Origin of the sequence: Pseudomonas sp. GL93 (assembly GCF_003408955.1) — a bacterium.
GTDB lineage: Bacteria > Pseudomonadota > Gammaproteobacteria > Pseudomonadales > Pseudomonadaceae > Aquipseudomonas > Aquipseudomonas paracarnis.
Map to the genome: position 1 here is coordinate 42318 of NZ_NKRF01000090.1, position 24273 is coordinate 66590.

At 60.9% G+C, this 24273-nt stretch carries 21 protein-coding genes; 12 read left to right on the forward strand and 9 right to left on the reverse strand.

The features are described 5' to 3' along the window. Window positions 1-32 precede the first annotated feature (32 nt). Window positions 33-941 carry a LysR substrate-binding domain-containing protein gene (locus tag CER19_RS20520; protein WP_116667763.1) on the forward strand — a complete coding sequence of 303 codons (909 nt, stop codon included), beginning with the start codon at window positions 33-35 and terminating at the stop codon, window positions 939-941. A 99-nt stretch (window positions 942-1040) separates the two neighbouring features. On the opposite strand, the gene CER19_RS20525 is transcribed toward CER19_RS20520, so the two are convergent. The 3 genes from CER19_RS20525 to dnaQ all read right to left on the reverse strand — a co-directional run bounded on the left by CER19_RS20525 (window position 1041) and on the right by dnaQ (window position 4861). Continuing rightward, window positions 1041-1610, reverse strand: coding sequence for a GNAT family N-acetyltransferase (locus CER19_RS20525; RefSeq protein ID WP_116667781.1), 570 nt, complete (start codon window positions 1608-1610; stop codon window positions 1041-1043). Window positions 1611-1630: 20 nt separating this feature from the next. After that, window positions 1631-3886, reverse strand: coding sequence for an Orn/Lys/Arg decarboxylase N-terminal domain-containing protein (locus tag CER19_RS20530; RefSeq protein ID WP_116667764.1), 2256 nt, complete (start codon window positions 3884-3886; stop codon window positions 1631-1633). Between the two features lie 234 nt (window positions 3887-4120). Further along, a complete protein-coding gene (gene dnaQ, locus CER19_RS20540) occupies window positions 4121-4861 on the reverse strand; it encodes a DNA polymerase III subunit epsilon (RefSeq protein WP_164692278.1) in 741 nt (246 codons plus the stop codon). A gap of 204 nt (window positions 4862-5065) precedes the next feature. Between dnaQ and CER19_RS20545 the strand changes: the two genes are divergently transcribed. After that, window positions 5066-5371: a DUF2388 domain-containing protein gene (locus CER19_RS20545; RefSeq protein WP_116667766.1), complete on the forward strand. Its 306-nt coding sequence runs from the start codon at window positions 5066-5068 to the stop codon at window positions 5369-5371. A 135-nt stretch (window positions 5372-5506) separates the two neighbouring features. Here the strand turns inward: CER19_RS20545 and rnhA are convergent, their stop codons facing one another. Together rnhA and CER19_RS20560 are read right to left on the reverse strand one after the other, a co-directional pair. Continuing rightward, entirely contained in the window at window positions 5507-5959 is a 453-nt protein-coding gene (gene rnhA / locus CER19_RS20555) for a ribonuclease HI (protein WP_003173571.1), read from the reverse strand. Between the two features lie 31 nt (window positions 5960-5990). Further along, complete coding sequence (locus CER19_RS20560; RefSeq protein WP_116667767.1) at window positions 5991-6749, reverse strand: class I SAM-dependent methyltransferase; 759 nt, start codon at window positions 6747-6749, stop codon at window positions 5991-5993. Between the two features lie 65 nt (window positions 6750-6814). Between CER19_RS20560 and gloB the strand changes: the two genes are divergently transcribed. From gloB to CER19_RS20600, 8 genes are all read left to right on the forward strand, one after another. After that, on the forward strand, window positions 6815-7582 hold the full coding sequence (gene gloB / locus CER19_RS20565; RefSeq protein WP_116667768.1) for a hydroxyacylglutathione hydrolase: 768 nt from the start codon (window positions 6815-6817) through the stop codon (window positions 7580-7582). A gap of 98 nt (window positions 7583-7680) precedes the next feature. Beyond that, the gene (locus CER19_RS20570; protein WP_003190692.1) at window positions 7681-9081 is read left to right on the forward strand and encodes a transglycosylase SLT domain-containing protein; all 1401 of its coding nucleotides are present in this window, start codon (window positions 7681-7683) and stop codon (window positions 9079-9081) included. 210 nt (window positions 9082-9291) lie between these two features. Continuing rightward, window positions 9292-11121, forward strand: a complete 1830-nt coding sequence (locus CER19_RS20575; RefSeq protein ID WP_116667769.1) for an extracellular solute-binding protein — start codon at window positions 9292-9294, stop codon at window positions 11119-11121. Further along, the gene (locus CER19_RS20580; RefSeq protein WP_116667770.1) at window positions 11118-12950 is read left to right on the forward strand and encodes an extracellular solute-binding protein; all 1833 of its coding nucleotides are present in this window, start codon (window positions 11118-11120) and stop codon (window positions 12948-12950) included. Before CER19_RS20575 ends, CER19_RS20580 begins: the two co-directional genes overlap by 4 nt. Beyond that, the gene (locus tag CER19_RS20585) at window positions 12951-14024 is read left to right on the forward strand and encodes a microcin C ABC transporter permease YejB (protein ID WP_056784415.1); all 1074 of its coding nucleotides are present in this window, start codon (window positions 12951-12953) and stop codon (window positions 14022-14024) included. A gap of 1 nt (window position 14025) precedes the next feature. Further along, on the forward strand, window positions 14026-15045 hold the full coding sequence (locus CER19_RS20590) for an ABC transporter permease (protein ID WP_003190688.1): 1020 nt from the start codon (window positions 14026-14028) through the stop codon (window positions 15043-15045). A 1-nt stretch (window position 15046) separates the two neighbouring features. Further along, window positions 15047-16648: an ABC transporter ATP-binding protein gene (locus tag CER19_RS20595; protein ID WP_116667771.1), complete on the forward strand. Its 1602-nt coding sequence runs from the start codon at window positions 15047-15049 to the stop codon at window positions 16646-16648. 35 nt (window positions 16649-16683) lie between these two features. After that, window positions 16684-17577 carry an AraC family transcriptional regulator gene (locus tag CER19_RS20600; RefSeq protein ID WP_116667772.1) on the forward strand — a complete coding sequence of 298 codons (894 nt, stop codon included), beginning with the start codon at window positions 16684-16686 and terminating at the stop codon, window positions 17575-17577. Here the strand turns inward: CER19_RS20600 and CER19_RS20605 are convergent. Together CER19_RS20605 and CER19_RS20615 are read right to left on the reverse strand one after the other, a co-directional pair. Then, window positions 17519-18106, reverse strand: a complete 588-nt coding sequence (locus CER19_RS20605) for a LysE family translocator (protein WP_116667773.1) — start codon at window positions 18104-18106, stop codon at window positions 17519-17521. The two genes, CER19_RS20600 and CER19_RS20605, sit on opposite strands and share 59 nt — an antisense overlap. A gap of 770 nt (window positions 18107-18876) precedes the next feature. Beyond that, window positions 18877-19815: a GlxA family transcriptional regulator gene (locus tag CER19_RS20615; RefSeq protein ID WP_116667775.1), complete on the reverse strand. Its 939-nt coding sequence runs from the start codon at window positions 19813-19815 to the stop codon at window positions 18877-18879. A 166-nt stretch (window positions 19816-19981) separates the two neighbouring features. Here CER19_RS20615 and CER19_RS20620 point away from each other — a divergent pair, with 166 nt between their 5' ends. Beyond that, complete coding sequence (locus tag CER19_RS20620) at window positions 19982-20659, forward strand: type 1 glutamine amidotransferase domain-containing protein (protein ID WP_116667776.1); 678 nt, start codon at window positions 19982-19984, stop codon at window positions 20657-20659. Window positions 20660-20737: 78 nt separating this feature from the next. Then, window positions 20738-21868, forward strand: a complete 1131-nt coding sequence (locus tag CER19_RS20625; RefSeq protein WP_116667777.1) for an alkene reductase — start codon at window positions 20738-20740, stop codon at window positions 21866-21868. A gap of 177 nt (window positions 21869-22045) precedes the next feature. Here CER19_RS20625 and CER19_RS20635 read toward each other — a convergent pair whose 3' ends face one another. Both CER19_RS20635 and CER19_RS20640 read right to left on the reverse strand, forming a co-directional pair. After that, complete coding sequence (locus CER19_RS20635) at window positions 22046-23044, reverse strand: NAD(P)H-quinone oxidoreductase (protein ID WP_116667778.1); 999 nt, start codon at window positions 23042-23044, stop codon at window positions 22046-22048. Window positions 23045-23172: 128 nt separating this feature from the next. Further along, a complete protein-coding gene (locus CER19_RS20640; protein WP_116667779.1) occupies window positions 23173-24069 on the reverse strand; it encodes a LysR family transcriptional regulator in 897 nt (298 codons plus the stop codon). Between the last annotated feature and the right edge of the window lie 204 nt (window positions 24070-24273).

The following is a 24273-nucleotide window of genomic DNA, read 5'->3' on the forward strand; positions in this document are numbered from 1 at the left end:
AAACCCCTGCGCACTGCACATAGACTCCGGCCATGCGTTTACGTCATATCGAAGTGATTCAGGCCATCTTGCAGACCGGCCATCTCGGCACCGCCGCCGAGTGGTTGCAACTTCCCGTGGGCGAAGTAGACGCCACCCTCAAGGACGCTGAGCAGCAACTGGGCTTCATGCTGTTCGCCAGCGTACGCGGGCGCTTGCAAGCCACGCGGGAAACCCTGGAATTGCAGGCACAAATCACTGCTCTGTATGAAGCCCTGGAGCCGTTGCAACGCCTTGCCAGCCGCTTGAAACACCATCATGCGCCGCCCCTGCGCGCGCTCTGCACGCCGCCGTTGGCCAACCAACTGTTGCCGCAGAGCATTGCTGCGCTGCGTCGACGTTTCCAGGACATGCCGTGCAACCTGTCGAGCCAGCCAGTTGGCGAGATCATCAACAGCCTGCTGTTGCATGAAGCCGATGTGGGCCTGAGCCTGCATGACCCCGAGCACCCCCATATTCAGAGCACGGTGCTGGCCCAAGGCAAATTGCAGCTGCTGGCCCCCCACGGCTGGCTCAAGCCCAAGCAAAAGTACATTGCGCTGCAGGAGTTGGCCGGCCAGTCGTTGATCGGCCTTGAAGGCCATGACCCGCTCAGCCGCTTGCTGGATGCCAAGTTGCACGCCCTGCGGCCGCTGCCCGTGGTGCAGACGCGGGTGCAAACCTACCCGATGATGCGCGGCCTGGTGGAGGCCGGAGAAGGCCTGGCGATTGTCGACCCGTTCACTGCCTTGGGTGCACGCGAGGCCGGGCTTGATGCGTGCCCGGTGTCACCACCGATAGTGGTCAACCTGTATGCACTGACCTTGAAAGACGCTGCGCCCTCACCGGCATTGAATGCGCTGCTGGAGATCGTCATCCAGAAGGCCGAAAGCCTGCTTGGCAACGACACCAAGCCCCTGTAGGAGCGAGCTTGAACGCGAAGAACGTGAACGATCACACGTTCATCCTGATGTAACGCGGCGCTTTGGCGTTTTTCGCGAGCAAGCTCGCTCCTACAGGGGTCAGATCGCTTCCACTTCCGTTTTGAACAACCGGTACCAGAAAATCGCGACCTCACGGGTTTGCGGGTCAATCCCGCGATAACGCAGTTGATCGATGCCGCCCATTACATAGCCACAACGCTCATACAGGCGACAGGCGCCGAGGTTGTTGTTCTGGGTCTCAAGCATCATGCCCGGCAGGTTCTTCTTGCGAGCCCAGAACTGCGCCACGTCCAACAGCGACTTGGCCACGCCATGTCGGCGCGCCGGTAACGCCACGGCCAACTCGTCAACATGGGCGAAACCGTTCCAGTTGGTGCTGACCACGATATGCCCCACTGCGCGGTCATCCAGGTACGCCATGAAGATCGAGCTGTCGGCGGCATCACGAAAACTGGCGAATTCTTCCGGATCGATGCCATAGCACTTGCGGTACGGCAGCACGCGCTCCACCGGCCATTGGTCGACGCGCTGGCCCATTTGCGGCACCCCATACGCGCTGACTTCAAAGCTGAAATCGTTGCCCCACACATAGGCGTCAAAACCTTCGTCGGCGACTCGCACACTGAGCCCTGGATACTTCGGGTTCATCACAGCTTGCATAAACTTCCTTAACCCTTGATGCAATCGACGGTGTAACGACGGCCACTGCCGTCATCTTCGTGTTGCAGCCCATGCACATCCGCGACAAAACCGGGGAAACTGCTATCGAACGTGCGGGCAAATGCCAGGTAATCGATGATTGAACGGGTCGACTCGGTGAAGCGTTCGCCGGGCATGATCAGTGGTATGCCCGGCGGGTAAGGCACCAGCATCACGGCGGCGATGCGTCCCGCCAAGGCATCGATGCAGACCGCCTCTACCTCGCCCCTGACCAACTGGTCGTAGGCATCGGCGGGTTTCATCGCGATTTGCGGTAATACCGTATACATACGCTTGAGGTGCTTGGCCGTGGCATTGCTACGGTAACAGCTGTGCAACTGGTCGCAAAGGTCGCGCAGCCCCAGGCCTTGATAACGCGCCGGGCCTTGGGCATACACCGATGGCAAGCAACTGGCCAGGCTGACATTAGCATCGTAGCTACGCTTGAACTCCAGCAACTCGGTGAGCAAGGTGCTCCATTTGCCTTTGGTAATGCCCATGGAGAACAGCACGAGGAACGAATACAGCCCAGTCTTCTCCACTACCAGACCGCGCTCCCAGAGGAACTTGCTGACCACTGCGGCGGGAATCCCGCACTCGCTCAAGGCCCCTCCGGCGTTGAGGCCAGGCATCACCAGCGTGACTTTGATCGGGTCCAGCAATACGTAGTCTTCGACCACGTCGCCAAAGCCATGCCATTCATCCCCAGGGTGCAACAACCAATCCGCCGTGGCGACCCGGTCGATGCCCGCGACCGAAGGTGGCTGCCAGATCGAAAACCACCAGTCTTCGGCCGCGATATGCTGGCGCAAGTTGGCCAGGGCACGACGAAAACTCAAGGCCTCGTCGAACATTTCCTGGAGCAGCGAGCGCCCGGCCGGGCCTTCCATCATCGCCGAGGCCACATCCAGCGAAGCGATGATGCTGTATTGCGGCGAGGTGGAGATATGCATCATGAAGGCTTCATTGAAGCGGTCACGGTCCAGTTGGCGTGCGCCGCCGTCCTGCACGTGAATCATCGACGCCTGGCTGAAGGCCGCCAACAACTTATGCGTACTGTGGGTGGTGAACACCAAGGGGCTGTCCGGCGTGCGCGAGGTGCCCATGCCATAACGCCCAGCGAAGAACTCGTGAAAGGCAGCATAGGCATACCAGGCCTCATCAAAGTGCAGCACCTCGACGCTGTTGCCCAGTTGCTGCTTGATCAATTGCGCGTTGTAGCACAGACCGTCGTAGGTGGAGTTGGTCACCACCGCCAGCTTCACTTTCGGTAGCCGCCCCCGGGTCAAGGGGCTGGCGTCGATCTTGGCGCGGATCGACTCGGGGCTGAATTCGCTCAGGGGGATAGGGCCGATGATACCCAGCTCGTTGCGCTCCGGGCACAGGTACAGCGGGATCGCGCCGGTCATGATGATCGAATGCAAGACCGACTTGTGGCAATTGCGGTCCACCAGCACCAGGTCATCGCGCCCCACCATCGAATGCCAGACGATCTTGTTGGCGGTAGACGTGCCGTTGATCACGAAGAACGTATGGTCGGCGCCAAAGTTATGCGCGGCGCGGGCCTCGGCTTCGGCCAAGGGCCCGGTGTGATCGAGCAGCGAGCCCAGCTCGGGCACGGACACCGACAAATCCGAACGCAGGGTGTTCTCGCCGAAGAACTGGTGAAACGCCTGCCCCACCGGGCTTTTGCGATAGGCCACGCCACCGCCATGGCCGGGGGTGTGCCAGGAATAGTTGGAGTCGGCGGTGTGTTGCACCAGCGCCTTGAAGAACGGCGGCAACAGGCCATCCAGGTAGGTGCGTGCGGCGCGGGCGACTTGGCGCGCCAGAAACGGCACGGTGTCTTCGAACAGATAAAGAATGCCGCGCAGTTGGTTGAGCTCGCTCATGGCATCGGCGGGCGCGTTTTCCAGGGTGACTTGCTCGCCCAACGCAAAGATCGGCAGGTTGGGTGCACGCAGCCGCGCCAGGCGAATCAGCTCCACCATGTTTTGCAACAGATGGGTGTTTTCCCCGGCGCCTTCGGCGGCGATCAACATGCAGGCCAGGCCGTGATGGGTGGAGGCCACCAGCCGCCCTTCGGCATAGTCCACCGCAGAAAAAATACTGAAGCCCTCCTGTTCCAACTCCCTGGCGATGCCTCGAACCCGGTCACCGGCAACGGTGTCGGCCTTGATGTCACGGTGCACGATCAGAACGGGGAACTTCAGGTCTTTGTACATGAGCACTCTTACTCCGGAGGCTTTGCACAAGGGTAGAAGCTGGAAGCAGATGTGGCGAATGAAGATTTCACAGGCGATAGAGATAGACTGTGGCGCCCGGTTTGCCTCAATGCACTCTGTAGGAGCGAGCTTGCTCGCGAAAATCTCACAGGCGCCGCGTTTACTCAGGAAACACGCGTTATCGTTGACGTTTTTCGCGAGCAAGCTCGCTCCTACAGAGAGCCCACATCGTGGCTACTGTTGGGTCAACTGAGTCCACAACGCCGGCGCACCGGCCGCCTTGGCAATCGCCTCCAGCCGCGCCGCATGCTCGGCCAGGTCTTGCTCGCTGGCACGGATGATCGGCGTCGGTTTGCGATCAGCTGGCAAGCGGCGGATTTCCGAAGGGCGGTTGCCCGAGCCTTCCGCCGAACCGCTGCCATCGGACGCGTTACCGGCCAGGGACAGGCTGGTCTGCCCGCCGGTCATGGTCAGGTAAACGTCGGCCAGGATCTCGGAGTCGAGCAAGGCGCCGTGGAGTTCACGGCCGGAGTTGTCGACGCCATAACGCTTGCACAAGGCGTCGAGGCTGTTGCGTTGGCCCGGATGACGCTCGCGGGCCATCATCAGGGTATCGAGGATCGTACAGTGCTGGGAGATGTCCGCACGGTCGGTCTGCCCCATCAGGGCAAATTCGTTGTTGATGAAGCCGATGTCGAACGCCGCGTTATGAATGATCAACTGGGCGCCATTGATGAACTCGAAGAACTCATCGGCCACTTCGGCAAACCGTGGCTTGCCCTTGAGGAATTCATCGGTGATGCCGTGGACGCCAATCGCCCCTTCGTCACTGTCACGGTCCGGTTGCAGGTAGACGTGGAAGTGGCGGCCGGTCAGGCGGCGCCCCATCAGTTCGACACAGCCGATTTCGATGATCCGGTGACCATCGGTCACCGGCATGCCGGTGGTTTCGGTATCGAGTACAACAGATCGGATGGCCATCAGGGTTCAGCTCTCAACGGTTTGGTACATTTCAAGGGGCGGGATATTAGCACGCTCCCGAACCGATGCGCCCCATGGCAAAAAACCGCGGCGGGACGCCCGACAGTTTTTTACAAGGTTTAGCAAACCTGCTGCAGTTTGCTACCGCGCCCGTTGTTAGCCTGCACGCCTCTTTCTTGATGCGGAATACCCGGATTCATGTGCACGCTAAAATGGCTGTTTATCCCCTGCCTGCTCTGCGCCGCCAGTGTGCAGGCCACCAGTTTCGTCATGACGACTGACGCGCTGGTGAGCCTGTCGATGAGTGCCACGGGCGGCACCAGCAGCAGCTTCAAGGACGACAAGATTGTGCTGGCGGCCAAGGCCGATGCCGCATCGTTTGTCGCAAGCGAGGGTGCAATACGCGGTGCCCAGTTGGAGTCAGCCTTGCGGCATATTCGCCAGACGAGAGTGGACCTGCGATGCACGGACGAACAACTCGCCCGTGCGATCCTGGCTCTGTAAGCGACAACAATCACGCAATCTTTGTGATCAGGCCAAAGTCTGCCTGCCTGAAGCTCAATGCCGTGCTAGTAGATTCGCCACGCGCGATGGCGGCAGTGAAGCAGCGGCTCGAACGGCCGCTGCGGTGTCGCTGATTCAGCTCTGCTTGTAGCCGCGCACTTCATCCACGCCACGGTTGGCCAACTGGTCGGCACGTTCGTTGCCAGGGTGGCCAATGTGCCCACGCACCCATTTCCAGGTGATGTCGTGACGGTTGCACTGCTCATCGAGCAACTGCCACAGGTCGGCATTCTTGACCGGCTCCTTGGCCGCCGTCTTCCAGCCGCGTTTTTTCCAGTTGACCATCCACTCATTGATGCCCTTCATCACATACTGCGAGTCGGTCACCAGGAGTACGTTGCAGCGCCGCTTGAGTTCTTCGAGGCCGCGAATCGCGCCCATCAGTTCCATGCGGTTATTGGTGGTATTGGCTTCGCCGCCCCACAGTTCCTTCTCCACGCCCTTGCACACCAGCAAGGCGCCCCAGCCGCCCGGGCCGGGGTTGCCCTTGCAGGCGCCATCGGTGAAGAGTTCTACGCTATCGGTCATCGGTTATTCGGCCTGAAATCAAAAAGAGGTTTTACGGTTCGCGTTGTTCGCGGTTGACCTTGGCCAACGGCATCGGCACGAGCTTGCCGATCGGCTCGCGGCGTACTTGTTGCACCGGTCGCAGCCCGACCACGATCTTGCGTGCAACCAGCAAATAGAAGCCGCCACCCGACAGCTGCCAGGCCCCTGCGCGGCGTTCCCAACCAGCCAGGCGGCCCTGCCACTTGGCAGTCGCAAGCGGCGGACGATAGCACCCGAAGCGGCGTTTCTCCAGCGCGAAGCCCAGCAGGTTGAGCCAGTCGCCCACCCGTGATGGCGCGATGCAACGCGCCTGGCGCAGCCCGTCATGGGCGAACACACGGCGCAGGCCCCAAGTGCTCCAGGGGTTGATGCCGACAATCAGCAAATGGCCACCAGGGCGCACGCTGCTCGCCGCTTCGCGCAACAAACCGTGGGGCGACAGGCAGAAGTCCAGGCCGTGCTGCAACACCACCACATCGGCGGCGTGTTCGCTCAAGGGCCAGGCTTGTTCCTCGCAGACGATTTCCACCCCCGGCAACGGCGCGCCCAGGCGCACATTGCGTTGCACCTGCGGCGCCGAGGGCGGCGTGTCGGCCGACGGCCCGTAATGCACCAGGTAGCCACCAAAGAACCGGCCCAGCTCGTCTTCGAGCATGCGCCGCTCTTCTTCCAGCAAAAACTGCCCAATCGGCCCGGACAACCATTCGCGGGCCGCGCTGATCAGGGCCAGCCACTCAGGATCGGCCTGGGCGAACGCTTTATCAGTCATTGCATTCTCCAACTCGCCTAGACGTTCTAAGATGCACCAATGTGTTCAGCTTGGCGAATCGAAGAATGATACAGATCAGTGCCCTACCCGCCTTCACCGACAACTACATCTGGTTGTTACAAGAGCCCACGACCCGGCGCTGCGCCGTGGTCGACCCCGGCGATGCCGCGCCAGTACTGGCCTGGCTCAAGCAGAATGCCGAGTGGACACTCAGCGATATTCTGGTCACTCATCATCACCATGATCATGTAGGCGGTGTCGAGCAACTGAAAAATGCCACCGCCGCCAAGGTCTACGGCCCGGCCAACGAAAAGATCCCGGCGCGGGATGTGGCCTTGCACGATAACGACCGTATCAGTGTGCTGGGCTGGGACTTCGACGTGTACGCCGTGCCAGGCCACACCCTCGGCCACATCGCCTTTTACCATCAAGGCGTGCTGCTGTGTGGCGATACCTTGTTCGCTGCCGGTTGCGGTCGCCTCTTCGAGGGCACGCCGGAACAGATGTACAGCTCCCTGGAACGCCTGGCCGCCCGGCCCGCCGATACGCAGGTGTACTGCACCCACGAATACACGCAAAGTAACTTAAAATTTGCCCAAGCCGTGGAACCGCACAACGCCGACATCGCTGAACGGGTGGAAAATGTCGCCCAACTTCGAGCCCGTGGCGAGATGACGCTGCCATCCAACCTGGCTCTGGAAAAACGTACTAACCCTTTTCTGCGCACCGCTGAAACATCCGTTAAACAAAAAGCGGACGAACGGAACGGCCGCGACAACCGCTCTGGGGCCGAGGTGTTTGCTAGCTTGAGGGCTTGGAAAGATAAGTTCTAACCAGATGCAATCTGATACGTAATTTCTGAATGGTTGACCGGAACCAAAGCGCTTTCTAGAATCGCCCGACATTTTTGCCCGGAACTTACTTCCAGCCAATGTCGTCATCTATTCGTAAATCCATTTCTTCAGACGCATTGACCCGCCTGGCTCAAGCCGTGGCGGTGGCCGTTTCCGCAACTCTGGCGGGCTGCCAATCGACTCATTACGCTGCACAATCCACCGTGCAACCCAAACCGAATCTTGCTGCCAAGATCAAGCAAAAACCTATTTGGCTATCAGAGAAGCCCAGCCCCGAAGTGCCCCAGGACGTCTGGGAACGCATGCGTCGGGGCTTTCAATTGCAAGACGGTGTCGGCGTCAACCCACGCATCGAGCAACAGCGCCTGTGGTTCGCCAGCAACCCCTCCTTTCTGGAGAATGCCGGCGAACGCGGCAGCCTCTACATTCATTACATCGTCGAACGCCTTGAAGAACGCAACATGCCCCTGGAGCTGGCGCTGCTGCCAGTGATTGAAAGTGCCTACAACCCAATGGCCTATTCGCGCAGCGATGCGGTCGGCCTGTGGCAGTTCATTCCCTCCACCGGGCGCTACTTCAACCTGCGCCAGACCCGCGCCTACGATGGCCGCCGTGACATCACCGCCTCCACCACCGCCGCCCTGGACTACCTGACGCGTCTGCATGACATGTTCAACGGCGACTGGCTGCTGGCCCTGGCGGCCTATAATGCCGGCGAAGGCACGGTCAGCCGCGCAATCGAGCGCAACGAAAAGCTCGGCCTGCCCACCGACTACTGGAACCTGCCCCTGCCTCAGGAAACCAAGGACTACGTGCCCAAGTTCCTGGCCTTGTCCCAGGTAGTACTGGCGCCCGAAGCCTACGGCGTCAACCTGAACCCGATTGCCAACACACCGTACTTCGAGGTCGTTGAAGTCAAGCAAAGCATGGACCTGTCACGGGTTGCCGCGCTGGCCGAGATCGACGAAGACGAACTGTTCCAGCTCAACCCGGCGTTGAAACAACGCACCACCCTGGACGGCCCCCAGCATCTGCTGGTGCCGACCTCCAAGGCCCAACTGCTGACCAGCACCCTTTCGACGATGAAGCCGGAAGAATTGTTGAGCATGCGCCCTAAAAAGCCGGTGTTCGACGAAGTCGAGACCAAGGCGGTTGCCGGGCGTACCCGCAGCTACAAGGTGCGCAGTGGCGACAACCTCACCCTGATTGCCAAGGCCAACAAGGTCGATGTGCATGACCTGCAGCGCTGGAACAAGCTCAACGGCCAGGCCCTCAAGGTCGGCCAGACCCTGGTGATGCAGGACACGCGTAAAGTCGCGGCGAAAAAACCGGTGCAGTACAAGGTCAAGAAAGGTGACTCGCTGTACATGGTGGCCAAGCGCTTCAACGTCGAGATGCAACATCTCAAGCGTTGGAACCCGCGCACCGGCCAGGCGTTGAAGCCTGGCCAAATGCTGGTGGTTTCCGGGCCGCGCTAAGGCCTCAGGCATTCTGGGGAACCCATGTGGGAGCGGGCTTGCTCGCGAATAGGGTGGCACATCAACATCTCTGTTGACTGACACACTGCATTCGCGAGCAAGCCCGCTCCCACATGGGCCTATAGCCAATTTCAAGATGCTTTTTCCAACCGGAACAAGCTGTTACTGTACCGATCATAAAGCCCAAGCCGCCTGGATCGGATCTCTGACTTGAAGCGTCCCCTCCTTCTACTAATAAGTCTGGCCTTGAGCTTTGCGGCGAACGCGGCGACCACCGAGAGCCACGGTTACGCGCAGTTCGGCACACTCAAGTACCCGGCCAAGTTCACCCATTACGATTGGGTAAACCCTGCAGCGCCCAAAGGCGGGACATTGCGGGTGATGGCATTTGGCACCTTCGATACGCTCAACCCCTATACCTTCAAAGGTTCAAGCCCGGTTTCCACCGCCAACTTCCTGCAGTACGGCGTCAACGAGCTCAATGAACCCTTGATGGTGGGCACCGGGCAATACGCGCCGTCCGGCGATGAACCCACCTCCAGTTATGGCCTGATTGCCCAATCGGTGGAATACAGCGAGGACCGCAGTTGGGTGGTGTTCAATCTGCGCCCCGAAGCACGCTTTCACGACGGCAAGCCGATCACCGCCGATGACGTGGCGTTTTCCTATCGCACCCTGCTGACCGAAGGCCACCCGCAGTACCGCACCAACCTGCAGGAAGTGGCCCGGGTCGATATCCTCAACCCCCACCGCATCCGCTTTGTGTTCAAGCGCGCCGGCAACCCCTTGCTGATCCTGCGCCTGGGAGAACTGCCGGTGCTGCCCCAGCACTATTGGAAAAACCGTGACTTCAAGGCCACCACCTTCGAGCCGCCCCTGGGCAGTGGGCCTTATCGCATCACCAAGGTTGCGCCTGGGCGGCAACTGGTGTTTGAACGGGTCAAGGATTACTGGGGCAAAGACCTGCCGGTCAACCAGGGCTTCTATAACTACGACAAGGTCGAAGTGGAGTTCTATCGCGACAGCGACGTGGCCTTTGAAGCCTTCAAGGCCGGTGAATTTGATATTTATATCGAGCATCAGGCCAAGAACTGGGCCACGGGCTACCACTTTCCGGCGGTCAACCGCGGTGATGTGATCAAGGCGCAGATCGCCCATCAGATCCCCACCCAGAGCCAGGGCCTGTTCATGAATACCCGGCGGCCGGCGTTCAGCCAGGTCAAGGTGCGTGAAGCCCTGGGGTTGATGTTCGATTTTGAATGGACCAACCGCACCCTGTTCAGCAGTGCCTACAAGCGTTCGGTGAGCTATTACCCCAACAGTGAATTCTCGGCCGCCGGCCTGCCCCTGGGCCATGAGTGGTTGATGCTCTCGCCCTACCGCGACCAACTGCCGGCCGCGCTGTTTACCCAACCGTTCAGCCTGCCGCACACCGATGGTCGCGGCATCCCCCGCGAAACCCTGCGCCAGGCCCTGGCCCTGCTAGGCGAGGCCGGCTGGAAACTGTCAGGGCAGCGCCTGCTGGATAAGGACGGGCAACCGCTGCGCCTGGAAATCCTGTTGGTCAACCCGAACCTTGAGCGCATCCTGCAACCTTATGTCGAAAATCTGACCCGCATCGGCATCGACGCCCGCTTGCGCACCGTTGACCGCGCACAGTACAAACAGCGCCTCGATCAATTCGATTTCGACATGATTCTGATGACTCTCAACCAGACCTTGAGCCCCGGTCTTGAGCAGTGGCAGTACTTCCACTCCAGCCAGGCCGCAATCAAAGGCAGCAAGAATTACGCCGGCATCGCCAACCCGGTGGTCGACCACCTGCTGGACCAACTGCTGGCGGCACAGACCCGCGAAGAACAACTGGCTGCCGGCCGCGCCCTGGACCGGGTGCTGCTGTGGCAGCACTACAGCATTCCCAACTGGTACCTCAACTATCATCGCCTGGCGTACCGCAACCGGTTCGCCTTTGTCACCACGCCGCCCTATAGCCTGGGCCTGAGCGCGTGGTGGCTGAAAGCTTCGGAGAAAGCCCAATGATGTCCTTGCGTACTACCCTGCTCGCCAGCCTGTTGCTGTGCACCGCGGCCCAAGCCGCGCCACAACATGCGCTGACCCTCTACAACGAGCCCCCCAAGTACCCCGCCGACTTCAAGCATTTTGACTACGTAAACCCCGACGCCCCCAAGGGCGGCACCTTCCGCGAATCGGCCATGGGCGGCTTCGACAGCCTCAACCCCTATATCAGCAAGGGCGTGCCGGCAGACAACCTGCCGCTGATCTACGACACCCTGGCCATGCAGAGCCTGGACGAACCCATTACCGAATATGGCCTGGTGGCCGGCAAGATCGAAAAAGCCCCGGACAACAGCTGGGTGCGCTTCTATCTGCGCCCCGAAGCGCGCTTCCATGACGGCCACCCGATCCGCGCTGAAGACGTGGTGTTCACCTTCCAGACCCTGATCAAGGAAGGCAACCCTCTGTACCGCAACTACTACGCCGACGTCGATGAGGTGGTGGCCGAAGACCCGTTGCGCGTGCTGTTCAAGTTCAAGCGCACCAACAACCGCGAGTTGCCGCTGATCCTGGGGCAATTGCCAGTGCTGCCCAAACACTGGTGGGCGACCCGGGATTTTTCCAAGGGCACCCTGGAAGTTCCCCTGGGCAGCGGGCCTTACCAGGTGGCCGAGGTCAAGCCAGGCCGTATGATTCGCTACGGGCGGGTCAAGGATTATTGGGCCAAGGACCTGCCGGTCAATAAGGGCTTCTACAACTTCGATACCCGCATCACCGATTACTACCGCGACAGCACCGTCTCCCTGGAAGCCTTGAAGGCCGGGCAGTTCGACTACTGGCTGGAGTTCAGCGCCAAGAACTGGGCCAATGCCTACAACATTCCAGCGGTGAAAGAAGGCCGCTTGATCAAGGAAGAAATTCCCAACGGCAACCCCACCGGCATGCAGGGTTTTGTGTTCAACATGCGCAAGCCGATGTTCCAGGACGTGCGGGTGCGCAAGGCCATCAGCCTGTTGCTGGATTTCGAATGGAGCAACAAGCAGCTGTTCAACGGTGCCTACACCCGTACCCGCAGCTATTTCGAAAACTCGGAAATGGCCGCCACCGGCCTACCCGGCCCGGACGAGCTGGCAATTCTCGAGCCGCTGCGCGACAAGATCCCTGGCGAAGTCTTCACCCAGGCATTCGAACCGTCCCACACCGACGGCAGCGGCATGATCCGCACCCAGCAACGCGAGGCCTACCAACTGCTGCAAGAAGCGGGCTGGAAGATTGTTGACGACAAAATGGTCGACAGTACCGGCAAACCGGTGACCATTGAGTTCCTGCTGGCCCAGACCGAGTTCGAGCGCATCCTGCTGCCGTTCAAGCGCAATCTGGCAGACCTGGGCATCGACCTGGTGATTCGTCGGGTGGACGTCTCGCAGTTCGTCAACCGCCTGCGTTCCCGCGACTTCGACATGCTGGTGGGCAGCTTCCCGCAATCCACCTCGCCGGGTAACGAGCAGCGCGAGTTCTGGAAATCCTCCAGCGCCGACAAGCCCGGCAGCCGCAATTACATGGGCCTCAAGGACCCCGCCGTCGACCAGTTGGTGGAAGAGTTGATCGACGCCGGTTCGCGCCAAAGCCTGATCGCCCACGCCAGGGCGCTGGATCGCGTGTTGCAGTTCGGCTACTACGTGATCCCCAACTGGCACATCAAGACCTTCCGCGTCGCGTACTGGGACCACTTGGGCCACCCCAAGGTCTCGCCACGCTACGACGTCGGCACCGCCACCTGGTGGAGCAAACCCGACGTCACACCTGCCGTCCCCCTGGACACACGCGCCGATGCGGCGAGCGGAGGCGATTAAATGCTGGCCTATATTGTTCGCCGCCTGTTGCTGATCATCCCCACGCTGTTCGGGATCCTGCTGATCAACTTCGTCATCATCCAGGCCGCTCCCGGCGGCCCGGTGGAGCAAATGATCGCCAAGCTCGAAGGCTTCGACGGCGCCACCAGCCGCATTGCTGGCGGCGGGGCCGAAGTCGCGGTGGCCGGTTCCAGCTACCGTGGCGCCCAGGGCCTGGACCCGGCGCTGATCAAGGAAATCGAAAAGATGTACGGCTTCGACAAGTCGGCGCCGGAACGCTTGTGGATCATGGTCAAGAACTACGCCCAGCTGGACTTCGGTGACAGCTTTTTCCGGGACGCCAAGGTCATCGACCTGATCAAGGAAAAGATGCCGGTATCCATTTCCCTCGGGTTATGGAGCACCCTGATCATGTACCTGGTGTCTATCCCCCTGGGGATCGCCAAGGCCACGCGCCACGGCAGCCATTTCGATGTGTGGACCAGCTCGGCGATCATCGTCGGCTATGCGATACCGGCGTTCCTGTTTGCGATTTTGCTGATCGTGGTGTTTGCCGGTGGCAGTTATTTCGACTGGTTCCCCTTGCGCGGGCTCACCTCCAACAACTTCGACGAGTTGAGCTGGGGCGGCAAGATCCTCGATTACTTCTGGCACCTGGCGCTGCCCGTCACCGCCCTGGTGATCGGCAACTTCGCGACCATGACCCTGCTGACCAAGAACAGCTTTCTCGACGAGATCAACAAGCAGTACGTGGTCACCGCCAAGGCCAAGGGCCTGACCAATCGCCGTGTGCTGTATGGCCACGTATTCCGCAACGCCATGTTGCTGGTGATCGCCGGTTTCCCTTCGGCCTTCATCGGCATCTTTTTTACCGGCTCGTTGCTGGTGGAGGTGATCTTCTCCCTCGACGGCCTGGGCCTGATGAGCTTTGAGGCAGCGATCAACCGTGACTACCCGGTGGTATTCGGCACGCTGTTTATCTTCACCCTGCTGGGGCTGATCGTGAAACTGATCGGCGACCTCACCTACACCCTGGTCGATCCGCGTATCGACTTTGCCAGCCGGGAGCATTGAGATGAACCTGTCCCCCCTCAATCGCCGCCGGTTCGAGCGGTTCAAGGCCAACAAACGCGGCTGGTGGTCGCTGTGGCTGTTCCTGGTGCTGTTCGTACTGAGCCTGGGCGCCGAATTGATTGCCAACGACAAGCCCCTGGCAGTGCACTTCGACGGCGGCTGGTACTTCCCGGCGCTCAAGCGCTACCCGGAGACCACCTTCGGCGGTGAATTCCCGCTGGAAGCCAACTACAAGAGCCCGTACATCCAGGAACTGCTAAAAGCCAAGGACGCCTGGACCTTGTGGGCGCCGATTCCGTTCAGCTACCAGAGCATCAATTACGACCTGAAAGTCCCGGCCCCGGCGCCGCCGTCCTCGGTCAACCTGCTGGGCACCGATGACCAGGGGCGCGATGTGCTCGCGCGGGTGATCTACGGCTTTCGCGTGTCGGTGCTCTTCGCCCTGACCCTGACCATACTCAGCTCGATCATCGGCGTAATTGCTGGCGCCTTGCAGGGCTTTTATGGCGGTTGGGTCGACCTGGCCGGGCAACGTTTCCTGGAGATCTGGTCCGGCTTGCCGGTGCTCTACCTGCTGATCATCCTGGCCAGCTTCGTGCAACCCAACTTCTGGTGGCTGCTGGGGATCATGCTGCTGTTTTCCTGGATGAGCCTGGTGGATGTGGTGCGCGCCGAGTTCCTGCGCGGGCGTAACCTGGAATACGTGCGCGCGGCGCGGGCGCTGGGCATGCAGAACGGCGCAATCATGTTCCGTCACATCCTGCCTAACGCGATGGTCTCGACCATGACCTTCCTGCCCTTCATTCTCACCGGCGCCATCGGCACCCTCACCGCCCTGGACTTTCTCGGCTTCGGGCTGCCGGCAGGTTCGCCATCGCTGGGTGAGCTGGTGGCCCAGGGAAAATCCAACCTGCAGGCGCCGTGGCTGGGCATGAGTGCCTTCGCGGTGCTGGCGATCATGTTGAGCCTGCTGGTGTTTATCGGCGAGTCCGCTCGCGATGCGTTCGACCCGAGGAAATGAGATGAATCCGGACAATCTGATCGAAATCCGCGACCTCGGTGTCGAGTTCGTCACCGGCGAGCATCATCACCGGGTGGTCAACCACGTGAGCTTCGACATCAAGCGCGGCGAAACCCTGGCGCTGGTGGGCGAAAGCGGTTCGGGCAAATCGGTCACCGCCCATTCGATCCTGCGCCTGCTGCCCTACCCGTTGGCCAGGCATCCGTCTGGCACTATCGAGTATTCAGGGCAAGACCTGCTGACGCTCAAAGAGAAGACCCTGCGGCATATACGCGGCAACCGCATTGCGATGATCTTCCAGGAGCCGATGACCTCCCTGAACCCGCTGCACTCCATCGAAAAGCAGATCAACGAAGTGCTCGGGCTGCACAAGGGGCTTACCGGCAAGGTCGCCACCCAGCGCACGTTGGAGTTGCTGGAACTGGTGGGCATCCCCGAACCGCACAAACGCCTCAAGGCCCTGCCCCATGAGCTGTCCGGCGGCCAGCGCCAGCGGGTGATGATCGCCATGGCATTGGCCAACGAGCCTGAGTTGCTGATCGCGGATGAGCCGACCACGGCCCTCGACGTCACCGTGCAGTTGAAGATCCTGGAATTGCTCAAGGAGCTGCAGGCGCGGCTGGGCATGGCGCTGCTGCTGATCAGCCACGACCTCAACCTGGTACGACGCATCGCCCATCGCGTTTGCGTCATGCAGCAAGGTTGCATCGTTGAACAGGCCGATTGCGAGACACTGTTCCAGTCGCCCCAGCATCCCTACACCCAGGAATTGCTCGCGGCGGAGCCCAGTGGCGGGCCGGCCAACAACGCGGTCGGCCCACCGCTGCTGGAAGTGGACGACCTGAAAGTCTGGTTCCCGATCAAGAAAGGCTTTTTGCGCAATACCGTGGATTACGTCAAGGCCGTGGACGGCATCAATTTCAGCCTGCCCCAAGGGCAAACCCTGGGCATCGTCGGTGAAAGTGGCTCGGGCAAATCCACCCTGGGCCTGGCAATTTTGCGCCTGATCGGCAGCCAGGGCGGGATTCGCTTCGAAGGCCAGCAACTGGACCGCCTCAGCCAACAGCAGGTGCGCCCGTTGCGCCGGGAAATGCAGGTGGTGTTCCAGGACCCCTTCGGTAGCCTGAGCCCGCGCATGTGCGTCAGCGAGATCGTTGGCGAAGGCCTGCGTATCCACAAGATGGGCACGCCCGCCGAACAGGAAGCGGCGATTATCGCAGCGCTCAAGGAAGTGGGCCTGGACCCCGAATCCCGGCATCGCTACCCCCATGAATTCTCTGGCGGCCAGCGCCAACGCATCGCTATTGCCCGAGCGCTGGTGCTCAAGCCGCGCCTGATCCTGCTGGACGAACCCACCTCGGCCCTGGACCGCACGGTACAACGCCAGGTGGTAGAGTTGCTGCGCGGCTTGCAGGCCAAATACAACCTGACCTACCTGTTTATCAGCCATGACCTGGCGGTGGTGAAGGCGCTGAGTCACCAATTGATGGTGGTCAAGCAAGGCCAGGTGGTAGAGCAAGGCGATGCCCAGGCTATTTTTGCTGACCCGCAACATGCCTATACCCGGCAGTTGCTCAAGGCGGCTTTTTTGGTACCGGCCTGACGTAACGCGGGTGCACATGCAGGAGAACTGACGCCATGACGCTCAACCCTATCGCCCGCCCCACAGACACGCCGCGCTTCTGGCGCGACGAACGCCTGCCGTTCATCGAAGCGCGTACCATCGCCGACGGGCGCAAGGTCACCTACACCCGGCACGCCCATGAGCATTTTTCCATCGGCGCGATCACCACGGGCTGCAGCTATTACCACTACGGCGCGCACACCTTCGAAATCAGCGCCGGCACCGTGGTGCTGATGAACCCAGGCGATGTGCATGCGTGCAACCCCATCCATGACCAGCCCTGGTCCTACCACATGCTGTACCTCGACACGCCCTGGCTGACCGACCTGCAATACCAGCTGGGGTTCAGTACCGACCAGGGCTACCGGCCATTCGACACACCCCATACCCGCGACACCGCGCTGTACCACGGCTTGCTCGACCTGTACCGCACGCTAGTGGATGAACAGGCCGAACTGCTGCAAAAACAGAGCGCGCTGGTGAGTTACTTCACCGAGGTGCAACAGCGCCTGAACCCTTCATTGGCACCGGTACGCGAGGTCAACCACAAACTCGAACGCGCCGCCGACTACATCCGCGCTTACTGCACACAGGCCTTGAAACTCGAAGACATTTGCCAGGCTGCCGACCTGTCGCCGTCTTACCTGATCCGCGCGTTCAAGCAGTATTACGGCTTGACGCCCCACGCCTTCATGGTCAACCGACGCATCCAGTTCGCCCGCAGCCAACTGCGCAATGGCGCACTGATTGCCGACGTCGCCCTGGCCGCGGGCTTTGCCGACCAGGCGCACTTCCAGCGCACCTTCAAACAACACTTCGCGGCCACGCCGGGGCAATACCGCGAGAACCTCAAGCCATCAGCAAATAACCCACACTGGCCACCAGCAACGCGGCCATTGAGCGGTTGAACAGCCGCACACCTTTGGGGTTGTTCAAGTAGCGGCGTAAAAAAGACCCCGCATACGCCCAGCACGCCACCGACAGGTAGCAGATCACCAGGTAAAGGGCGGCAAACAACCACACCTGCGCCGCATCGCCATCAGCCACAAACAACCCCATGCCTGCCACACACGCCAGCCAGGCTTTCGGGTTGAGCCACTGCATGATCGCGCCATACAGCATCGACGGCGCGGTGTGGGCACCGTCAGCGTCCAGCCGACCATCGTCCACGGCGAGTTTCCACGCCATATACAACAGGAACGCGACCCCGCCCCAGCGGATCAATTGGATCAGGATCGGCCAGCGCACCAGCACTTCGTGCAGCCCCAGGCCGATCAGTATCAGCAATAAGGTGAAACCTACGGCGGCGCCCAACACATGTTTCTGGCTGGCGACAAAACCGAAACGCGCGCCGGCACTTAAAGCAACCACATTGACGGGGCCGGGCGTGATGGACGTGGCCAAGGCAAAAGCGGCCATGGAGAGGATCAAGCTCATTACAGTTCCTTGTGTGATGCCAACGATGTTGAGATCACGGTAACGCGCCGGGCGACGAGGGTATTGAAGAAAATGCCCCTGGGTGCTTCAGAAATTGACGCTGATCTGATTGATGCCCCCACGATCAAACCGTGGAGGCTGGCTTGCAATGACGCCCTCCCAACCGACACCTATCTACCTGACGCCCCGCGCTCAACTGTGGGAGCTGGCTTGCCTGCGATGGCGTCCGTTCAATCGACAGAGATGTCGAATGTGCTGCCCCCCTGGTAACCACGATGCGAAGCGAGCCGCTCTTGATCTTGCTCTTGATCTGCTTTTGATCTCAGGCGCCCCGTTAAACCACGCTGGCCGGAATTCGACAGGGATTTGGGGGGTAAACCGGCAGGGATGCCGGTTTAGCCGCCCCGCGCCATGGATGGCGCGTGGCGGCGGCCCCCCAAATCACTGGCGGATTACGGGCACACCGAGCCCAAGCGAGGTGCCGAGTGGTGGGGCAAGAGCCCTTTGGTTACTTTGGGGCTCTTTTCCAAAGTGACCCGCTGTCAGAGCGGAACCCTAAGTGGCCGTTACCGCAGCAATGGATATGTACAAAATCCAACTGTGTTGACTGTCAGGCCGCCTTCGCGAGCAAGCCCGCTCCCACAGTTTGATCGCGGGGTGTCAGGTAGGTAAGTGTTGGCTGGTAGGCCGCCATCGCAGGTAAGCCAGCTCCCACATTTGGATCATGGGACTTCAGGTAGATAGGCGCCGGCTGTCAGGCCGTCACGGGCCTAGCCCGGGTTGAACAGCACCTGCTGCATCGCCTGGGGCGGCTGCCCGAAGGCCCTGAGGAACGCCTGGCGCATGCGTTCGCGGTCTCCAAACCCGGTTTCGCGGGCCACCACTTCCACCGGGTGGCGGCTGGTTTCCATCATCGCCCGCGCAGCTTCCACGCGCAGGGCCTCGATGGCCTTGGCCGGGGTCTGACCGGTTTCTTCGCGAAACACCCGGCTGAACTGGCGGGGGCTGAGCCGGGCGACGTCGGCCAGGGCGTCCACCGACAAATCATGGGTGAGGTTTTCACGGGCATAGGCCAGGGCCAACTGCACGCGGTCGGACTTGGGGTCCAGCTCCAGCAAGGCCGACAGTTGCGACTGCTCGCTGCCGCGGCGCTGGGCAATCACCAGCTTGCGTGCAATGCGCCGGGCCAGGCCGCTGCCCAGGTCGTCCTCCACCATCGCCAGCGCCAGGTCGACCCCGGCGCTCATGCCCGCACCGGTCCACACCTGGCCGTCGACAATGAACAACTTGTCTTCTTCCAGGTGGATATCCGGATAGCGTTTGCGAAATGCCGGCGCATGGATCCAGTGGGTGGTGGTGCGCTTGCCAGCCAGCAGGCCTGCCTCGGCCAGTACAAAGATGCCCATGCATAAGGACGCCACCCGGCGCGACTGCGCGGACGCGGCCTTGACCAGCTCCAGCAGGTTGGCTTCCGGCAGGCGAAACTCCAGGTAGCCGCTGACAATCAAGGTGTCATAGCCCTCTGGGCGCAGCGTGCTGGTGTTCACCGAAAAGCCCTGGGAGGTCATCACGGCGCCGCCGCTTTCCGACACCAGGTGAAACTCATAGGCCGGCTCGCCGCGCAGCAGGTTGGCGCACTCGAACACCGAGCCCAGGCTGAGGCTCAACGACTGGAAATTCGGGTAAACCATCAGCGCAACGCTGTGCATTGCATCTCTCCAAGGGGCGGGGGAGAGGCGATTGTCGGCGTGTGCCCGGCAAACGGCAACCGACTTTGGTGCGTGTCCGCAATCCTTGCGGATATGACATTGTGAGCCAACGCCTCGCTGCCTAACATGAGGCAACTGTTATTCACATCGATCGAGGCACTGGAAAATGAAAGTATTAATGGTACTGACCTCTCACGACCAGCTTGGCGATACCGGGCGCAAGACCGGCTTCTGGCTCGAAGAATTTGCCGCACCTTATTACGCGTTCAAGGACGCTGGCGCCGAAGTGGTGTTGGCTTCCCCGGCCGGCGGCCAGCCGCCGTTGGACCCCAAGAGCGATGAACCGGATGCGCAAACCGAGCAGACCGAGCGCTTCGGCAAAGACTCGGCTGCGCAGCAAGCCTTGGCGACCACCGTGAAGCTGGACTCGGTCAACGCCGCCGACTTCGACACCGTGTTCTACCCAGGCGGCCACGGCCCGCTGTGGGACCTGGCGGAGTCGCCGGTGTCCATCGCGCTGATCGAAGCCTTCGAGCGGGCCGGCAAGCCCATCGGCTTTGTGTGCCATGCACCGGGTGCTTTGCGTCACGTCAAGGCGGTCAACGGTGAGCCGTTGATCAAGGGTCGCCGCGTCACCGGGTTTTCCAACTCGGAAGAGGCCGCCGTGCAGTTGACCGAGGTCGTGCCGTTCCTGATTGAAGATGAATTCCGTAAATTGGGCGGCCAGTATGAGAAGGGCGCCGACTGGCAATCCTTCGTCATCGTCGATGGCTTGCTGGTGACTGGGCAAAACCCAGGCAGCTCCAGCGAAGTGGCCAAGGCCCTGCTGACACTCTGCGCTTAAGTTAATCCACTGATCTATGCGGTGGCGACTCCCAGGAGTCGCCACGGTTTTCGTTCGTCCTGAATTTGGAATATCGCCGTGCCTGACTGCATCTTGAACCCCCCGATCAAGCTGGGGCATCACCGCTTGAACAACCGTGTCGTACTGCCGCCGCTGACCCGCCAGCGCAGCGCCCAGCCGGGTAATATCGCCACCGACCTGATGGCCGAGTACTACCGTCAGCGGGCCAGTGCTGGGTTCATGGTCAGCGAGGGTACGCAGATCGAACCTCGGGGCCAGGGCTACGCGTGGACACCGGGCATTCATACACCGGCGCAAATCGAGGGTTGGCGCAAAGTCACCGCAGCGGTGCATGCCGAGGGCGGTGTGATCTTCGCCCAGCTATGGCACGTGGGGCGGGTGTCCCATAACGCGCTGCAACCTGACGGTGGTGCCCCGGTGGGCCCGTCTGCGCTGCCGGCGTTGCAAGCCAAAGCCTTCATTGAAACCGGGCCGGGTGTGGGGGAACTGGTGCAGCCACCCGTCCCCCGTGCCTTGACCATGCTGGAAATCGAAGAGCTGGTAGGGCACTACGCCCAGGCTGCGCGCAATGCCCTGGACGCCGGGTTCGACGGCGTGGAAATTCACGCGGCCAACGGCTACCTGGTCAACCAGTTCATCTCGGCCCATTCGAACCTTCGTGAGGATGAATACGGCGGCTCGCTGGACAATCGCCTGCGCTTGCTGCGCGAGATTGTCGAAGCGGTGTGCAAGGTGGTGGGGCCGGAACGCCTGGGCGTGCGCTTTTCGCCGCTGTTCAGTGGCACCGATCAGGACCGGGTCTACATCGGCCTGGTGGAAGAAGACCCGCACCTTACCTATATCGAAGCGATCAAAGTGCTGGAAGCGTCGGGCATCGCCTATGTGTCCATTGCCGAGGCCGATTGGGACAACGCCCCCGACCTGCCCGACACATTTCGCCAGGCCGTGCGCGCCACCTTCAGCGGCAGGATCATCTACGCCGGGCGCTACACCGCCGAGCGCGGCGCACGGCTGGTAGAGGCCGGGTTGGCGGACCTGATCGCTTTTGGACGGCCTTTCATTGCCAACCCGGATTTGCCCCAACGGCTGTTCAATGGCTGGCCGTTGAATGCGTTGAAGGCCGAAGGCTTGTATGGCGGGACGCAGGCGGGGTATGTGGATTACCCGGTGTATGCCGCACACCAGTGACACGCGATGCTCAAACCAATGAAAATCAAATGTGGGAGCGGGCTTGCTCGCGAAGGCGTCGGCCCAGCAAACATGTATGTTGACTGGCCCACCGCTTTCGCGAGCAAGCCCGCTCCCACAGAGATCTGCGCTTGACTGACTGGCATCAAGGCAACCCCTCCTCACATCAAAAGCGCCTCACTCCACCCGCAACACAATCTTGCCGATATGGTCCCCACCTTCCATCCGCGCATGGGCCTGGGCGGCGTCGGTGTAGGCGTAGACCTGGTCGATAATCGGCAGGCAGCGCCCGGCACTGAGTACAGGCCACACGTGTTCGCGCAGTTGCTCGGCAATTTCAGCCTTTTCTTCCCGCGTGCGGGCGCGCAACAGTGAACCGGTGATTACCGCGCGTTTGCCGAGGATGGTCAGCAGGTCGACGTCGTTGGCCTTGCCGCCACCGAGGAAGCCGAGGATCACCAGGTGGCCGTCCATGCCCAGGGCCTTGAGGTTATTGTTCAGGTACGAGGCGCCCATGATGTCGAGGATCACGTTGACGCCTTTGCCATCGGTCTGTTTGGCGATGACCTCGGCAAATGCCTGTTCGCGGTAGTTGATCGGCTCGGCACCGAGTTTGGCAATCGCCGCGCATTTGTCAGCGCTGCCCGCCGTGGCGAATGCCTGGATGCCGAACTCCTGGCAGAGCATCAACGCGGTGGTGCCGATGCCGCTGGTGCCGCCGTGGATCAAGGCGCGCTGGCCTTTATGGGCACCGCCGAGGCCGAACAGGTTGGCCCAGACTGTAAAGAACGTTTCCGGCACGGCAGCCGCCTGAATCCAGTCCATGCCCACGGGAATCGGCAGCGCCTGGCTGGCCGGCACCGCGCAATACTGCGCATAGCCGCCGCCATTGGTCAGGGCACAGACCTTGTCGCCCAGGCGGTATTCATTAACGCCAGTGCCCACCGCCACCACTTCACCGGCCACTTCCAACCCCGGAATCGGGCTCATGCCGGGTTTCATCGGGTATTTGCCCGCGCGTTGCAGGGCGTCTGGGCGGTTGACCCCGGCGGCGTGCACGCGAATCAGAATCTCGCCCGGCCCGGCCACCGGTACGTCGGCTTGCCGAGGCTGCAAAACGTGCGGGTCACCCGGCGCGGTAATTTCAATCAAGGTCATGTGTTGGGGGAGCGTCATGGAAATATTCCTGTAGCGATGAGCGTATGAGTTGGGACCGTGTGGCGGCGCAAGCAGTTCAGCACGATGAGGCCGGGTTCGCGTAGCAATGCAGTCATTGCTCTCTCCATCAACATCCCTCCCGTACGCTAGACCGTACCCTTGGCGGCAAACAATTTCTGGGCTTGCGCAAAACACTTTTCGGCGATGGCCGAGCGGGGTTCGGTTTTGCGCATCACCATGCCCAGCGGCGCGAGTACGCTGGCGTCCGGAAGGTTGATAAAGGCCAGGTTTTCGATCGGGCTTTCCAAGCCGCTGTCCAGGGGCATAATCGCGCAGCAAAAACCGTTGTGGATCGCCTGGAACAGCTGATACGTCGAATCGCTCTCGAGTATGGGTTGGGGGTCGAGGCCGCGGCTGCGAAAGCTCAGGTCAATGGACTTTCGATAGTGCATGCCATTGCTGATCATGCCTAGGGGCAGTTCGGCGGCGTCTTCCCAGCTCATTTCGGTGCCTTCGAAATGGAAGTGGCGCGTGTCGTACAGCAGGCCGACGCGGGTTTCGCCCAGTTCGAAAAACTCTAGGTAATTGGCGTTGACGTGGTCCAGGTAACACACCCCCAGGTCCAGTTGGTTAGTGCCCAGCGCTTCGATGATTTTGTCCGAGCTCATCGAGGTCAGGTTGAACTTGAGTTCCGGGAAGGTATGGGATAGGCCCTGAATGTAGCTGATCGGATTGAAGCCGCTGAGCGGCACCAGACCCAGACGCAAATTACCGACCAGTTGGCCGCGACAGGCTGCCGCTTCGGCGAACAACCCGTCATGGGCGGCGAGCAAGGTCCTGGCCCAGGCGAGCACGCGTTCACCGGCCTCTGTAAAGCCTTCGAAACGCTGGCCGCGGGTAACCAATTCCAGGCCCAGCTCATCCTCCAGATTCCGCAAACGCATCGATAAGGTCGGCTGGGTGATGTGGCAACGCGCAGCCGCCTGGCCGAAGTGCCGGGTCTGCTCCAGCGCGATGAGGAATTTAAGCTGCTTGATATCCACTAAGGCACCTGTTGCGGAATAAATGAGGGGTAATTATTAACGCTAGTGGCCAGAACTCGCGGATTATTTTAGCGATTCTGTTTCTGCCCTTTTAATTAATGTGCCGTCGACTTCTTCGGTGCACGCTAATGATTGCCCAGCCAGCCATTCAGGTGTATTGAAATTGCTCAGGCGCAGATCGTCGCTTACGCAGGTCAATGCCAC